Annotated in this window: 15 protein-coding genes; 3 read left to right on the forward strand and 12 right to left on the reverse strand. The window is 62.1% G+C overall.

What is annotated here, in order from left to right; all coding sequences use genetic code 11:
* Positions 1-504 carry a DUF3299 domain-containing protein gene (locus tag EDD52_RS05840; protein WP_132242774.1) on the forward strand — a complete coding sequence of 168 codons (504 nt, stop codon included), beginning with the start codon at positions 1-3 and terminating at the stop codon, positions 502-504.
* 19 nt (positions 505-523) lie between these two features.
* Here EDD52_RS05840 and EDD52_RS05845 read toward each other — a convergent pair whose 3' ends face one another.
* The 11 genes from EDD52_RS05845 to EDD52_RS05895 form a co-directional block, all read right to left on the reverse strand.
* Complete coding sequence (locus EDD52_RS05845; RefSeq protein WP_132242776.1) at positions 524-1,570, reverse strand: fatty acid desaturase; 1,047 nt, start codon at positions 1,568-1,570, stop codon at positions 524-526.
* Positions 1,571-1,763: 193 nt separating this feature from the next.
* Entirely contained in the window at positions 1,764-2,807 is a 1,044-nt protein-coding gene (locus EDD52_RS05850; protein ID WP_132242778.1) for a threonine aldolase family protein, read from the reverse strand.
* Between the two features lie 3 nt (positions 2,808-2,810).
* Positions 2,811-3,290: a YcgN family cysteine cluster protein gene (locus EDD52_RS05855; RefSeq protein WP_132242780.1), complete on the reverse strand. Its 480-nt coding sequence runs from the start codon at positions 3,288-3,290 to the stop codon at positions 2,811-2,813.
* Complete coding sequence (locus EDD52_RS05860; RefSeq protein ID WP_132242782.1) at positions 3,287-4,219, reverse strand: bifunctional riboflavin kinase/FAD synthetase; 933 nt, start codon at positions 4,217-4,219, stop codon at positions 3,287-3,289. The genes EDD52_RS05855 and EDD52_RS05860 overlap by 4 nt, the downstream gene beginning before the upstream one ends.
* 113 nt (positions 4,220-4,332) lie before the next feature.
* Positions 4,333-4,776, reverse strand: a complete 444-nt coding sequence (locus tag EDD52_RS05865) for a MaoC family dehydratase (RefSeq protein WP_132242784.1) — start codon at positions 4,774-4,776, stop codon at positions 4,333-4,335.
* A gap of 102 nt (positions 4,777-4,878) precedes the next feature.
* On the reverse strand, positions 4,879-5,751 hold the full coding sequence (locus EDD52_RS05870; RefSeq protein WP_132242786.1) for a TIGR01459 family HAD-type hydrolase: 873 nt from the start codon (positions 5,749-5,751) through the stop codon (positions 4,879-4,881).
* A gap of 232 nt (positions 5,752-5,983) precedes the next feature.
* Positions 5,984-6,904, reverse strand: a complete 921-nt coding sequence (locus tag EDD52_RS05875; protein WP_132242788.1) for a manganese-dependent inorganic pyrophosphatase — start codon at positions 6,902-6,904, stop codon at positions 5,984-5,986.
* A 188-nt stretch (positions 6,905-7,092) separates the two neighbouring features.
* Positions 7,093-8,586, reverse strand: coding sequence for a phosphomannomutase/phosphoglucomutase (locus EDD52_RS05880; protein WP_132242790.1), 1,494 nt, complete (start codon positions 8,584-8,586; stop codon positions 7,093-7,095).
* A 48-nt stretch (positions 8,587-8,634) separates the two neighbouring features.
* The gene (locus EDD52_RS05885) at positions 8,635-10,245 is read right to left on the reverse strand and encodes a KpsE/RkpR family capsule polysaccharide export protein (RefSeq protein WP_132242792.1); all 1,611 of its coding nucleotides are present in this window, start codon (positions 10,243-10,245) and stop codon (positions 8,635-8,637) included.
* Positions 10,223-10,882 carry an ABC transporter ATP-binding protein gene (locus EDD52_RS05890; RefSeq protein ID WP_132242981.1) on the reverse strand — a complete coding sequence of 220 codons (660 nt, stop codon included), beginning with the start codon at positions 10,880-10,882 and terminating at the stop codon, positions 10,223-10,225. The genes EDD52_RS05885 and EDD52_RS05890 overlap by 23 nt, the downstream gene beginning before the upstream one ends.
* Positions 10,883-11,140: 258 nt before the next feature.
* Positions 11,141-12,127, reverse strand: coding sequence for a zinc-dependent alcohol dehydrogenase family protein (locus tag EDD52_RS05895; protein WP_132242794.1), 987 nt, complete (start codon positions 12,125-12,127; stop codon positions 11,141-11,143).
* A gap of 372 nt (positions 12,128-12,499) precedes the next feature.
* On the opposite strand from EDD52_RS05895, the gene EDD52_RS05900 reads away from it, so the two are divergent.
* The gene (locus EDD52_RS05900; RefSeq protein WP_132242796.1) at positions 12,500-13,099 is read left to right on the forward strand and encodes a uracil-DNA glycosylase family protein; all 600 of its coding nucleotides are present in this window, start codon (positions 12,500-12,502) and stop codon (positions 13,097-13,099) included.
* A 139-nt stretch (positions 13,100-13,238) separates the two neighbouring features.
* A complete protein-coding gene (locus EDD52_RS05905) occupies positions 13,239-14,030 on the forward strand; it encodes an SseB family protein (protein ID WP_132242798.1) in 792 nt (263 codons plus the stop codon).
* A gap of 97 nt (positions 14,031-14,127) precedes the next feature.
* On the opposite strand, the gene EDD52_RS05910 is transcribed toward EDD52_RS05905, so the two are convergent.
* Positions 14,128-14,898, reverse strand: coding sequence for an ATP-binding cassette domain-containing protein (locus EDD52_RS05910; protein WP_132242800.1), 771 nt, complete (start codon positions 14,896-14,898; stop codon positions 14,128-14,130).
* Positions 14,899-14,900: the final 2 nt, after the last annotated feature.

Genomic DNA, 14,900 nt, shown 5'->3' on the forward strand with positions numbered 1-14,900 from the left:
ATGGATAACACACGTCGAAACCTGTGTTTTGGTTTGGCAGGTCTGGTCGGGCTGAGCGCGACAGGGCTTCGCGCCGAAGAGATCGTCGATCTGGAGTGGCGAGACCTAGTCCCCAAGGACGAGCCGCATGTTCCCCCGGTTATTCAGGGCCTGCTGCCGCATGACGAAAGCACGATGGCCAGCAGCCAGCCGCCATCGGCAGGGGTCAGGACGGACTGGAACGGCCGCACCGTGCGCCTGTCCGGCTATATAATACCACTGGATTTCAAGGGTACGGGCGTGACGGCATTCATGCTGGTGCCTTATGTCGGCGCCTGCGTTCACGTCCCGCCACCACCTGCAAACCAACTCGTGATGGTAACGACGGAACGGCCCTTCGAATCGGATGGCCTGTTCACGGCGGTCACTGTCACGGGCATGTTCGGGACTGCGTCCACATCGACCCAGCTGGCCGATATCGGATACGCCCTGTCCGCCGATAAGGTCGTGCCCTACGGCGCCTGACTGAGGTCAGGCGCTTTGGTCAGGCGGTGGCTTTGGCGAATTTCGCGCGGACCTGACGGAATGTCAGCAAGCGCCGTGTCTCTTCATCCCACAGATGCATACGTGCGTTCGACAGGCTTTCGCGGATCGTCATGCGGTTGCCCTCTGCCAGCTCTGCATGGTCGCGAAGAACCTCGGGGAGGCGGTAGAACGGGATGCGGCTGTAAAGGTGGTGCACATGGTGGATGCCGATATTGGCGCTCAGCCATTGCAGCGCGGTCGGCAGCACGTAGTGAGAGCTTCCATGCAGCGCGGCATCATGCAGCTGCCAATCCTCGTCATTGTCCCAATGCGCAGTTTCGAACTGATGCTGAACATAGAACAGCCAGACGCCCGCCGTGGCGGCCAGAAGGGTCGAGGGCAGAAAGATCAGCAGGATCGGCATCAGGCCACCGAAATACCCGATCAGCCCCAAGCCCAGAAGGATGCCCGCATTGTTGCCCATGGCGCTGAGCCAGAAGCGGGCGCGGCCCATCAGGCCAAGCGGCACGCGGTTCTGCACGAGGAACAGATAGCCCGGCCCCAATCCGAACAGCACGACGGGATGGCGGTAAAGACGGTACATCAGCCGGTGAAACGGCGTCAGCGCGCTGTATTCCGCAACGGTCATCGTGTGGATGTCGCCCATCCCGCGCCGACCCAGATTGCCGGAGGTGCTGTGGTGAACCGAATGGGTATGCCGCCAGACGCCGTAAGGGGTCAGGGTCAGCACGCCGATCACACGGCCCAACCAATCGCTCATCGACCGGTTCTTGAAAAACGCGCCATGGCCGCAATCATGCTGAATGGCGAAGAGACGCAGCAAAAAGCCCGCATTGATGACAGAGATCGCGAGCGTCAGCCAATAGCTGATCCCAAGCGACCACCAGGCCAGCGCCCATAGCAGAAGGAAGGGGCCGAGTGTGACAGCGAGCTCGAACAGGCTGCGCGTTGTGTCAGGCTCCCGGTAGCCCGAGAGGATCTTGACCCATTCGCGGGCAGGCCGCTCTGCGGATTGCTGCCGGGTCTCTTCTGTTTTGTCGAACATGCGCCTGTTTTTCTTATGGTTGTCGAGTGCTGTCATAGACGAATAGCGCGTAAACGCAAATGACGCTTTCGGGACAGGGCAAACAAATCCGGTGCGGCCTGGCCGTTTGCCCGGATTTCCGTGGGTCAGCTTTCGGCGCGCCGGGCCCGTTTGCGGGGAGGTCCCGCGCCTACGCGCCGGATTTCGGGCCGCTTCAGCCTTTCAGCACGGACAGGAACCTGTCGATCTCTTCTTCGGGCAGGGACCAGTCACAGACCAGCCGTGCAGTCAGCACCTCTGCGGGGTTGTCACCATGCTCTGCCCCGTCCCAAAGGTGGTAGACAGCGCCAGCCGCGCGAAGCCGCTCATGCGCGGCGCGGCTGAACCGTGCAAAGACCATGTTGGCTGCGGGCTCGTAGGCGAAACCTGCACCACAATCCCGCAAACCGTCCACAAGCCGTGCCGCGCGGTCGTTCGCAGCCTTCGCAAGCTTCAGCCAGAGGTCATCGCGAAGATAGGCTGCCATCTGGGCCGACAGGTAGCGATGCTTGGAAAAGAGGTGCCCGCCGCGTTTGCGCCGATACTCGAATTCCTGTGCGCGGGCGGGATCGAACAGCACCACGGCCTCGGCCCCCATCAGCCCGTTCTTCGTACCGCCGAAGGACAGAACATCGACGCCTGCCTTCCACGACATCTCGGCAGGGGAGCATCCGAGGGTGCCCACCGCATTGGCAAAGCGCGCACCATCCAGATGCACCGGCAGGCCAAAGCCTTTCGCGATGCCGCACAGCTCCTGAAGCGAGGGCAGATCATAGATCGTGCCGCATTCGGTGACCGAGGTCAGCGACAGGCAGCCCCGTTGCGGCCCGTGGACGCCGCGCGTCTCTTCCGCCTCAATGGCCTTGCGCAGTGCACCCGCAGTGATCCGGTCACCATCGCCCACCAGTGTCAGCTTGGCGCCACCGGTGTAGAATTCCGGCGCATTGCACTCGTCCTGATGGATATGCGCCAACGGCCCGCAAAAGATCGTCTGCCAAGGCTGTGTTACCGTCGCCAGCCCCAGCACATTCGCGGCCGTGCCCGTCGCGACAAGATAGACAGCGGCCTGCGGTGCCTCGAACAGGTCGCGGATGCGCTGCTCGACCTCGGTGGTCAGCGGGTCGGCGCCATAGCCCATGGCATAGCCCGCATTGGCCTCGGCCAGGGCATCCAGAATCTCTTGCGGCACGGGGCCGGAATTGTCTGATGCGAAATACATCCCCTAGATCGGCTCCTCGATGATGTGATCTTCCCAGTCGTCCTCGTCGATCTCGAATTCCGGGACCGTCCGGTTCTGCATCGACACGCCTGCATCATGGACGGTCTGCGGATCGCCCGAGATCAGCGGGTGCCAGTCGTAAAGCGGCTTGCCCTCCCACAGCAGCCTGTAGGCGCAGGTTCGCGGCATCCAGTAAGCGTGGCTGTCGATATTGTCGGGGCGCAGCACGATGCATTCGGGCACGAATTGATGGCGGATGGGGTAGTTGCTGCACCGGCAGGTGCCGTCGTCGAACAGGCGGCAAGCCACATTCGTCAGCTCGACCTCGCCGGTGTCTTCATCCTCAAGCTTGTTGAGGCAGCATTTGCCGCAACCGTCGCACAGTGCTTCCCATTCCGCGGTGGTAAACTGCCGCAAGGGTTTGTCTTCCCAGAACCGGGGTGCAAAGCCGGTGCGCTCTATGGGGTCCTTCGTCTTCGTCATGCCTCTGCCAGGATTTCGCGTGCGCGTTTGCAATCGCGGTCCATCTGCGCGATCAGCGCATCAAGGCTTTCGAATTTCTCTTCGCCGCGCAGATAGTCGACCAGACCGATGGACAGTGTCGCGCCATAGAGATCGCCGGAGAAATCAAAGATGAAGGTCTCGAGATTCGGCTTTTCGCCGTTGAACATCGGGCGCACCCCGATAGAGGCGGCGCCGTGATACAGCCCCGCATGAGGGCCATCCACAATATCGACCAAAACGGCATAGACGCCAAATTTCGGCGGATGCAGCCCGTCGATGGACATGTTGGCCGTGGGGTAGCCCAGGACCCGGCCGCGCTGTTCGCCACCAATCACCTGCCCCTCGATCCGGTGCCAGTGGCCCAGCTGGGCGGCGGCATCGCGGGGGCGGCCTTCGGAAAGCGCCTGACGGATCGCGGTAGAGGACACCTGTCCGCCCGTCCCTTCGAGAAGTTTCGCAACTGTCACGCCGAACCCCATCTCGCGCCCGAAGCGCTGCAAATCCTCGACATTTCCGGACCGTCCCTTGCCAAAACAGAAATCGGACCCCACGACCACGTGCTGAAGGCCCAGACCGTCACGGATGACCCGTGACGCGAATTCCTCGGGCGACAGCGATGCGAGCGCCGCGTTGAAATTCAGCTCGTAGAGCCGCTCCACCCCCAGCTTTTCCAGCCGAGAGGTCCGGGCGGTCCGCCGCATCAGCCGAAAGGGGGGGCTTTGGGGCGCGAAATACTCGCGCGGATGTGGCTCGAATGTCAGCACGCCCAAAGGGGCATCGGGTGCCGCGTCCCGCGCCATGCGGATCACCGCCTGATGGCCCAGGTGCACGCCGTCGAAATTGCCGATTGCAACGCTGGCGCCGCGATCGTCAGGGGCAACATACTGATAGTCGCGGATGATCCTCATGCGCTTGGCCTACCCGGCCAGCGCGCGGGGTTCAAGCGCGAGATGCATGATTGCGGATCCTGTAGCAGTCTACGCCCCGGCCAACCGGTCCGGGGCGGGATGTTTTACCCGGTTCAGTCGAACTTGCGCGACGGGGCCAGCACGACGGCTTCGCCGATCAGAACCTTCTTGCCGTCAACCGCGCAATGGCAATCAAGGGTCACGCGGCGCTTGGCATGGTCGATACCGGCCACCTTCACCTCTGCATAGACCATGTCGCCGGGGCGCACGGGGGCCAGGAATTTCAGGGTCTGACCCATGTAGACGGTGCCGTGACCCGGCAGTTGCTCGCCAATGACGGCAGAGATCAGACCCGCCGTCAGCATGCCATGTGCGATGCGCCCCTCAAAGATCGTGTCCTGGGCATAGTCATCGTCGAGATGCACGGGGTTACGGTCGGTCGACACCTCGGCAAAAAGCTCGATATCGCGGTCGGTCACCTCTTTGCGCAGATGGCGGGTCATCCCCATCTCGATGTCTTCGATGCAGATGGTCCCGCGAGGCAAGTTGTCGAACATCCGACCCTCCATGGCAAATGGCCTTGTAATTTTCGGACGAATGTTCGCCCTGTTCTGCAACTTTATTACTTCGCGGCTGCAGAAAATCAAGCCCTTTTAAGGTCAGCGTAGCTGCCCTATCGCATAGGTCGGAGAGACCATTTCCTTTTGTAGATAGGCCTTTAGGGCAGATTCATCGGGTTGATGGGACGTTTTGGTTTCTTGCGCGGCCAACCCGCCCGTAATGAAGAGCGAATCGATATCCTCGCCCATTGCGCCCTGAATATCCGTCAGAACGCCATCACCGACGGCCAGAATGCGATTGTCAGCAACACCCCGGCCAATCTCGGCCAGCCTGAGCCGCGCAAGGTCGTAGATCGGAGGGTAGGGTTTGCCGAAGTAAAGGCTTTCGCCACCCATTTCCGTGTAAAGTTTGGCCAGAGCCCCCGCGCACCATTCACGCTGGTCGCCACGGTCGACGATGATATCGGGGTTGGCGCACAGCAGGGGCAGGCCGCGGACCTTCGCCTTCAGGAAATACGGGCGCATGACCTCGGGGTCGGCATGCGGGTCGAAGGGGCCGCAGCAGATGATGCCCTCGGCCTCGTCCAGTTCTACCTGCGTGATATCGACCGGATCCTCGACCAGGTGAAGCGGCTCAAAGAAAGTCAGGTCATGGGGCTGGCCGACGAACCAGACCTTGTTGCCGACAGCCCCGCGAAACATCGCCGCCCGCGCGGAATCGCCCGAGGTTGCGATGGTGTCATAGGCATCTTTCGGCACGCCGAATTTCTCCAGCTGCTTGGCAACCTCGTCGCGCGCACGCGGCGCATTGGTCAAAAGTACAACGGCACCGCCGCGCTGCCGGTAGCCTTGCAACGCCGCAACGGCCGCTGGCATCGCCTTGACGCCATCATGGACGCAGCCCCAAAGGTCCACGAACATCGCGTCATAGGTGTCGGAAATCTCGGAAAGTGCGGATATCAGGTTTGTCATCGACGGGACCTTTCGGTGAACACGGAATTTCCTTCGATCTATGCCGTAGCAGAGCAGGATTGGCTACACCGTTGCGGCGCAAGCCACCGATCAGGGCGCTTGCCCAAGCGGCGGCGCAGCTTTCAGGTTAAGACATGCCGCCGCCCCGACACCGGGACCGGGGGCAGCGCATACGCCACGCAAAAGGGCGCCCGAAGGCGCCCCTTGTAAGCCTGTGTCAGCCTGTGAAGTCTCAGACCTTGAGGTTGGGGATGATCTGCTTCTTGCGGCTCATCACGCCGGGGAGAACGACCATGTCACCGTCAACCGACGCGTCAAAGCTCTTCTCGGCCACGGTCTTGACCAGATCGTTGGGAACCAGCAGCGTTGCTTCCTCGTTCAGGATGTCCACAACGAACAGCAGCACTTGGTCAACGCCATCTTCCTTGGCAACATCCGTCATCGTGGCCATCAGGCTGTCCTTGCGAGACAAGACTTGCCCAGGCGCTGTGGTTTCCAGAACCGAAACGCGGAACTTGGTGTCGCCAACGCCGTATTCCTTGGAATCCATCCGCAGAAGCTCTGCATCCGAGAACGCGCTGACGTCGGATTTTGCGGCGAACATTTCGGCGGCGTAGTCGGGAATGCTGACGCCCAGCTGCTCTGCCAGTGTCTCGGCCACGGCGCGGTCATGGTCGGTCGTGGTGGGCGAGCGGAATTCCAGCGTGTCGGACAGGATGCAGCTTAGCGCCGCGCCCTTGATGGCGTCGGGCATCTTCGCCGCGTCCCTGCCCATCAGGTCGACCATGATCGTGGCGGTGCAGGCCAGCGGGCGCACGGTGATGTCGATCGGACCCTTGGTTTCCAGCCCGCCAACCAGCTTGTGGTGGTCGATGATGCCAACGATATCGGCAGCGTTGATGCCTGCGGGCAGTTCGGCCGGGTTGTTGGTGTCCACGATCACGACAGGCGTGTCTTCGGCAACGTCCGAGATGATCTCGGGCTTGTCGAGGTTCCAGCGCTCCAGCATGAAGGCGGCCTCGGTGTTGGGTTCACCCAGCAGCTTGGGGGCCGCAGCTTCGCCCTTCACCTCGTTCAGGTACCAGGCCCAGATGATGGGCGATCCGGTTGAGTCGGTATCGGGAGACTTGTGGCCGAAAACCAGCGTGGTCATGTGATGTGTCCTCTTGATGTCCGAAGGCAATTTGCGCGCCTTATAGGCAAGGGGGCACCGCTTGTCACCCATCCGCAGAGGGGTGCGACATTGCAAAGCGGCACGGGCCCGCCCGCGCGCGACGGGCGGCGAGGGGGCAGCCCCTCGCGCTCTGTGGTGTATTCAGGCCTGCACGAACCGGGCCGGGGTCAAAGCGTCTGGTCGTATTCGCCCACATCCGGTTCGGTGCGGATGACCGCATCGATATCCCTGAAGATCGCGCGCAGATCGTCCTCGCTCTCGGTGCTTTCGCAGACCACGACAAGGTTGGGCGTGTTGGAACTGGCCCGCACGAGCGCCCAGTTTCCGCCTTCCAGCAGGACGCGCGCGCCGTTGACCGTGACCATGCCGGTAATCTTGTGGCCGCCAAGCGTCGCACCTGCCTGCTCCATCTCCTCAAGTCGCGCGACGATGCGGGCGAGGATATCCCGTTTCTGGGTGTCGGACGCGTAGGGGGACATCGTGGGCGACGTCCATGTCCGGGGCAGGGCGCGGCGCAGGTCCGAAAGCGAGTTTTCGGGATGGCGATCCATCAGCTTGCAGATTTCCACCGCCACGCGCAGGCCGCAGTCATAGCCGCGGCCCAAAGGCTCTGCCAGAAAGTAGTGGCCCGATTTTTCAAACCCCGCGAGCGCGCCCAGCTCTTTCACACGGCGTTTCATGTGGCTGTGGCCGGTCTTCCAATATTCCGCGCGCGCGCCGTTTGCCGTCAGAACCGGGTCCGATGCGAAAAGACCGGTGGATTTCACATCCGCCACGAAGATCGCGCCGGGATGGATGGCCGACAGATCGCGCGCAAGGATCACACCCATCTTGTCAGCGAAGATCTCTTCGCCCTCATCATCGACGACGCCGCAGCGGTCACCATCCCCATCAAAGCCAAGCGCCAGATCGGCACCGCTTTCCTTGAGGCAGGCCGTCATGTCGTGGAGCATCTCCATCGATTCCGGGTTGGGGTTGTAATGGGGAAACGTGTAATCCAGCGGGCAGTGGCGCTCGACGACTTCGGCGCCGATGCGGCGCAGCAGATCGGGCGCGAAGGCCCCCGCCGTGCCGTTGCCGGTGGCGCAGACCACGCGCAGCGGGCGGCTAAGGCGAAAATCGCCCACCAGATCGTCAAGATAGGCCTCGCGCACGCCGTCGACCAATTCCCACGCGCCGCCGGGCGCAGGCTCGCCGCGGCCTTCCATCACGATGTCGCGCAGCTCTGCCATCTCGTCGGGTCCGTGGGTCAGGGGGCGTTCGAACCCCATTTTCACCCCGGTCCAGCCATTGGGATTGTGGGAGGCGGTCACCATCGCCACAGCAGGCGCGTCCAGATGGAACTGCGCGAAATAGGCCATGGGCGACACGGCGGGACCGATATCCTTGACGGTGATCCCGGCCTGCATCAGCCCGATCATCAGCGCGTTCTTCACGTCCAGCGAATAGGCGCGATAGTCGTTGCCCACCGCGATGACGGGCGGGATGCCCCGTTTGCGCATCTGCGTGCCAAGGCCCAGCCCCAGCGCGGTCATTCCCGGCAGGTTGATCTCTTCGGGATATTTCCAGCGCGCGTCATATTCGCGAAAGCCCGTCGGGGCGATCATCGGTTTCAGGAGAAAGTCCCAGGTGTTGGGGGTCACGTCGTGCAAAGGTTTCATCTAATCGCTTTCCGGGTGAATGCGGCCCGCGCACGGGCGGGCCGGTGGTTAGGCGGTGATCTGTTCGCGCAGGATAGAGGCGGTGAGCGCAATCATCAGGTAGAGCCCCCCGAACATCAGGAAGGCCAGCGCCGTGTTCTCGAACTTGCGGGGATAGCTTGGGTCCTCTGACGCGACGGGTTCGACACTGGTGGTCAGATAGCGCGCCTGACTGTTCGCATCGCGGCGCGAGGTTTCCAGCGTGACGAAGGCCGATTGCATCACCTCGTTGGCGGCGGCAAGATCGGCCTGGGCCAGCTGGATCTGCACGGCGAGCTCTGCCAGAGAATTCTCCCCCGAGACCGTTTGCGTCATCTGCGCATTCAGATCGCCCAGCAAGGCGTCAAGCCTGCGAATGTCGCTTTCCACCCCGTCTACCCGGCTTCGGTTGGGGCGGGCATTGTCCAGAAGGGCCTGTAGCTCCAGCCGTTTTTCCTGCAACTGCACCTCGACATTGTTGATCTGGCCGCGCAGTGCGGCGATCCGTCCTTCCGGATCAAGGACCTGTCCTTCGTTTTGCAGCCGGACAAGACGTTCCTGCGCCTCGCGCCGTTCGGTCTGCGCACTTTCAACGGCCTTCTCCGCCTCCTCAACAGCGTTGGAACGTTTGCGCAGGGAAAGGTTGTCCACCCGTTCTTCGGCATAGGCGATCAGCGCCTTGCTGAACCGCGCACTGACAACGGGATCGGCGGCGATCACCTCCATCCGGATGACGCCCTCGGTCGGGTCATACCCGATCTCGATATTGCGCTTGTAGACCTTGTAGGCCTGCTCGTTCGAGGGGTCTTCCTCCAGCCGTTGGATCGGGTCGATGCTTTCGTCGCTGAAATGGGACTTGAACCCTTCATCGCGGTCCAGCCGCAACATCGCATCCTTGGATTGCAGGTAGGATTGCACCGCGATCGCATCCTGATTGGTGGCAAATTGTGTCCCGCTGAAGAAGCTGGAGCCGCCGCCGCCACCATCGGATTTCAGGATCAGGAATTCGGATTTCGTCGAATACATGGGCGTGGCGATACTGTAGAAATAATATCCCACAAGGAGCGTCGGCAGCAGCACGAAAAAGGCAAGGCGCGTCAGCAGAAGGGCAGTGCGCCGCCGCCGCCGCTTGGCAAGGTCGCGCTGGATCTTGACGATCTCGCGGGCCCGCCGTTCGGCCGGGCTTACCTCTGTCGAAGGCAGGGTCGTGCGCTTGTCAGGCATAGTCTGCGGCAACTGCACGCGCGCTTCGGTTTCATCCTCGTCGGTTTGGGGAACAGCCACGCCGGTGCCTGTCTCCTCCTGCGACGTCTCGGGGCCTGCCATGACCAGCGCAAGCGTATTGACGCGCGAAAACGGATCGATCCCCTTGAGGCGCAGCATGCGCACCGCGTCAATATCGGTTTGCGGTGCCAGACCGTGTTTTTGCGCCAGTCGCCGCGCCATGCGAAGCTGCCTGCCAGTCAGGCCTTCCTGCTGGATTTCCTCCAGATCGGTCGGACCAAGAGGGTTTTCCGCCTGATCGGTCGCAACATCTGCCGCCGCGGCCTCCTCTGCAGCCGCCTGCGCCTCCGGGGCTTCGCCGTTGGAGGGAGCGCGCCGCTGGATGCGGTATTTTCTAGCCTTGGGTTTCGTAGTCATAAAGCTGCTTCGCCTCTTCCAAGGTTTCAAACATATGCAACTGACCGTCCATCAGAACGGCGGCCTTGCGGGCGAATTTCTCCAGCACTCTGGGCTGGTGAGAAACGATGATGATGGTCGTTGTGCGCAACCGCTCTTGCAGCAGGTCACCTGCCTTGCGGTTGAACTCTGCATCGGTGGAATTCGGCATTCCTTCGTCGATCAGGTAGATGTCGAAATCCAGCGCCAGCATCAGTGCGAAGGTGAACCGGGCCCGCATGCCCGACGAATAGGTGCCAAGCGGTTGGTCGAAATATTCGTCCAGCCCGCAAAGCCAGCGGCAGAAGGATTCCACATAATCGGGGTCCAGCCCGTAAAGCCGCGCAATATAGCGCGAATTCTCCATCGCGGAATGCTTGCCCACGACACCGCCCATGAAGCCAAGCGGAAAGGACACCCGGCAATTGCGATGTATTTCGCCCTCGTCCGGTTTCTCCAGCCCTGCCATCATCTTGATCAGGGTCGTCTTGCCGGTTCCGTTGGGCGCAAGAATACCAAGGCTTTCGCCCAGCGGAACCTGGAACGAAACCCTGTCGAGGATCACCTTGCGTTGCGTGCCCGTCCAGAAGGACTTGCTCACATTGTTGAATTCCAGCATCGCGTGCTCCAGCGCTGTTGCGCTTTGCCAGTCCGGCGTCAGCCCATATAGCACGACTCTCGTCTTTGCACCGGCGGGATTATGACAACTTGGTTGATCAATTGGCAACTATTTGCCCGGTTGGTTCAAGCAAGGAAACAGCAAAACCGGCGCGGATGGCGCCGGTTTCGGGTTTTTCCCCACAAAACGGGGATTTTGACACCGTGTTCAGGCCCATGATGGGCCTTGCCGGTGCGAAGTGGGCAATGCCTGCGCGGCTCAGACGTCGATGACGACCTTGCCGATGGCCTTGCCGCTGGCAAGCCGCGCATAGGCGTCACCAACCTCTTCAAGACCGAATTTCGGCTCGTCGAGGATGGGCTTCAGCTTGCCTGCGTCCACCAAACCGGCCAGCTCTGCCAAGATAGCGCCGTGCACGTCGCGGTTATGGTTGTGCAGCATGGGGATCAGCATGAAGATCACATGCAGCGACGCGCCCTTGAAATGCGCGGGCGACATGTCAATCTCCAGCAGCGAAACGGTGGTCGAGATCTGACCGTTCAGCGCCACCGCTTCGAAGGAGTTTGTCAGGTTCGCACCGCCGACCGCGTCAAAGATCGCGTCGAACCCTTTGCCACCTGTATGCGCGTCAACGTAATCCGCAACTTTCTCGGCCATGAAATCAATCGGTGTGGCGCCAAGATCTTTGATCAGCGTCAACTGCGCGTCGCCCGTCCCGGTCGCATAGACATCTGCGCCAAGCGCCTTGGCCAGTTGGATCGCAACGTGACCGACACCGCCCGCACCGCCGTGGACCAGCAATTTCTGACCGGCCCCCACCTGCGCACGTTGCAGGCCCTCATGGGCCGTAATCCCCACCAGCGGGAGCGCCGCCGCCTCGCGCATGGAGATCGAGGCAGGCTTCTTCGCGATCAGCCGCGCATCCGCCAGCATGTATTCGGCCAAAGCGCCCTGAAGATCGGCAAGCCCGCCTGCGCAGCCATAGACCTCGTCACCGACGGCATAGTCGGTCACACCTTCGCCAACCTCTTCGATGACACCGGCGAAATCCATGCCCAGAACGGCAGGCAGGGCGGGCGACAGCGGCAGGTCCGATCCGATATTCTTGATCATCGTGTCGATCGTGTTCACGCTGGTCGCGGCGATACGGATAACCACATGGCCGGGGGTGACGGCGGGCCGGGCAGTGTCTGCGACGGTGAATTCGGCCTCGGGTCCGTAAGCGGTGAGGGTCATGGCTTTCATGGCAAGCTCCTGTTGCGAAATCTGATATCGCCTTAAGTAACTTACTTTCGGATCGCGTAAATCGGTGCATATCGAAGTACAGTATACGCGTTTTGCATATAATCTGCCCACAGCCTGAAAGACGAGCGGATGGTGGTCCCGCAGAACCTGCGGCGATCAATTCCCGGTGCCTTCGGGATGACAAGGGTCCGTTCCAGCAGCAGAAAGACACGCGTATTTTCGCAGCAAGCGCGGGCCGTCAGCAATGTCGGCGCGTTCAGGGCAAAACCGGTTCAAATCCACCCGGCTTCGCGTCTACCCTGACCGGATGAAGGAATCAGCAAAACGCTTTCCAAACCCGCCGCTCGCAGGGCCGGCAGGAGCGGGTCAGGCATGACAGCCCGAAGTGATCCTTCCTTGGGCGACCGCATTCGCGCCTGCAGGATTTGTGCCGAACGGTTTGCTGCCACGCCCACCCGGCACAAGCCCCGCCCGATCGTCTGGTTCCAGCCCGGCGTGCGTATCCTTGTGGCGGGGCAGGCACCGGGCAAACGTGTGTACGAGGACGGCCGTCCGTTCTTTGACAGGTCAGGCGACAGGCTGCGCGACTGGATGGGCATCGACCCGCCCACCTTCTACGACACCGACCGGATCGGCGTCTTGCCCACGGCCTTCTGCTGGCCGGGATATGACGCCAAGGGCGCGGACCTGCCGCCGCCGTCCATCTGCTGGGAGACGTGGCACGCACAGGTGTTGGAAGAGATCGGACCCGTCAGGCTGACATTGGTCATCGGTGGCCACGCGATCAGGCGGCATCTGGGCGCAAAAGCCCCCATGACAGAGGTCGTCCAGGGCTGGCGCGCGCATGCGCCTGCGGTCTTTCCGCTGCCCCACCCGTCATGGCGCAACAATGCGTGGCTCCGGCGCAATCCGTGGTTCGAAACCGAGCTGTTGCCGGATCTGAAAGCGGCCGTCTCTCAGGCGCTCAGCTGATACGCCCCCGCCGCGCCGCGCGACCATATGCCGACGCCGCCTGACTTGCCGCCAGCCGTTCCGCGCCATATTGCATGTCAGACTGCGATGGCGGGCGGTGCAATCCCACGCGTCGCGCCCCGGACGGATGAGGATTTCGATGACCGACGCCACAAGGCTGGACACGGCCCATGACGCAATGCAGGCCGCGCCGGAGGATGATACGCTCCGGCTGCGCTTCTTCGAGGAACTGGCCTCGACAGAGTTGTTCCTGCTGTTGACGGAAGAGGCGCGGGAAGACTCTGTCTCACCCGAGGTCTTTGAAATTTCGGACAATTCCTTCGTGCTCGTCTTTGACAGAGAGGATCGTCTGGCAGGGTTTGTCGGCAAGCCCGCGCCCTATGCCGCCCTGCCGGGGCGCGCCATAGCAGGTCTGCTGGCGGGACAGAATATCGGGCTTGGGCTCAATCTCGAAACCGGGCCATCCTCCATGCTGCTGCCACCCGAAGCGGTCGATTGGCTGGCGCAAACGCTGGCACATGCGCCGCAAGAGGCCATGGCCACTCCGCGCGGGTTCCATGCCCCCACCGGGGTGCCGGGGCCGCTGCTGTCCGCGCTGGAGGCAAAGCTGACAGCCTCCGCAGGGCTTGCCGATGCCGCCTTTCTGGCCGGGGTCACCTATGACGATGGCCGCAAGACCCACCTTCTGGCCTTCTCTGCCGCCCGGCCCGGGGCAGAGGACGCGCTGGCCGGTGCCATTAATCAGGCCCTGACCTTTTCGGGGATCGAGGCTGGCGCGCTTGACGTGGTGTTTCTTGCTCCTGACGACCCGGCGCTTGACCGGATCAGGGCCGTCGCGCACCGGTTCGAGATCCCGCAGCCAAGCCAGCCTGCACGCAGGGCACCGGCCGCACCCGGCTCTGACCCGGCGAAACCCCCGATCCTGCGCTGACCCGGCGCCAAATATGTGATTGCCACGAAAAAGGCCGCCAAAACCGATCGGCGGCCTTACACGGATCTTCACCCGTCAAATCTGGCAGGGCACAGGTTCAGACCTCTGCAAGCTCCTGCTCCAGATCGCGCATTTCGGCACCCCCGGCCATCAGGCGGCGGATCTCGTCATGCGCCAGGCTTTCTTTCGTGCCCGCGCCGATGACCTGCCCCAAGGCAAGAAACGTGTACCGGTCGGCCACAAGCTGCGAATGAATTTCGTTATGGGTGATGAAGATGACCGCGATGTCGCCGCGCTTGCGCACACGTTTGATCGTCTTCAGGACGCCCATCTGCTGCTTTTGCCCCAATGCGGATGTGGGCTCGTCCAGAATCAGAACGCGTGCGCCGAAATAGATCGCACGGGCAATCGCCAACGTCTGGCGCTGCCCGCCCGACATGGTGCCCACGGTCTGGGTCGGGTCCGAAAAATCGATGCCGATCTTCAGCATCTCGTCATGCGCGATCTGGTTCATCTCGTTCATGCGCAGGCGCCCGAAACTGGATTTCAGCTCGCGGCCCATGAAGAAATTGCGCGTCACGCTCATAAGCTGGTTCAGCGCCAGATCCTGATACACCGTGCCGATGCCAGCGGCCGATGCGTCACGCGGGGACCGGAAGGTAACCGGGTTGCCCTCGATATAAATCTGACCGCTCGTGGGTTGGTGCACACCCGCCAGTGTCTTGATCAGCGTGGATTTGCCCGCGCCATTGTCCCCAAGAAGCGCGTGGACCTCGCCGGGATAGACCTCCAGATCCACACCCCCAAGCGCGGTGAAGGGGCCGAATTTCTTAACAAGCTTCTCGACGCACAGATACGGTGTCGCCATGG

The organism is Primorskyibacter sedentarius (genome assembly GCF_004342065.1).
GTDB lineage: Bacteria > Pseudomonadota > Alphaproteobacteria > Rhodobacterales > Rhodobacteraceae > Primorskyibacter > Primorskyibacter sedentarius.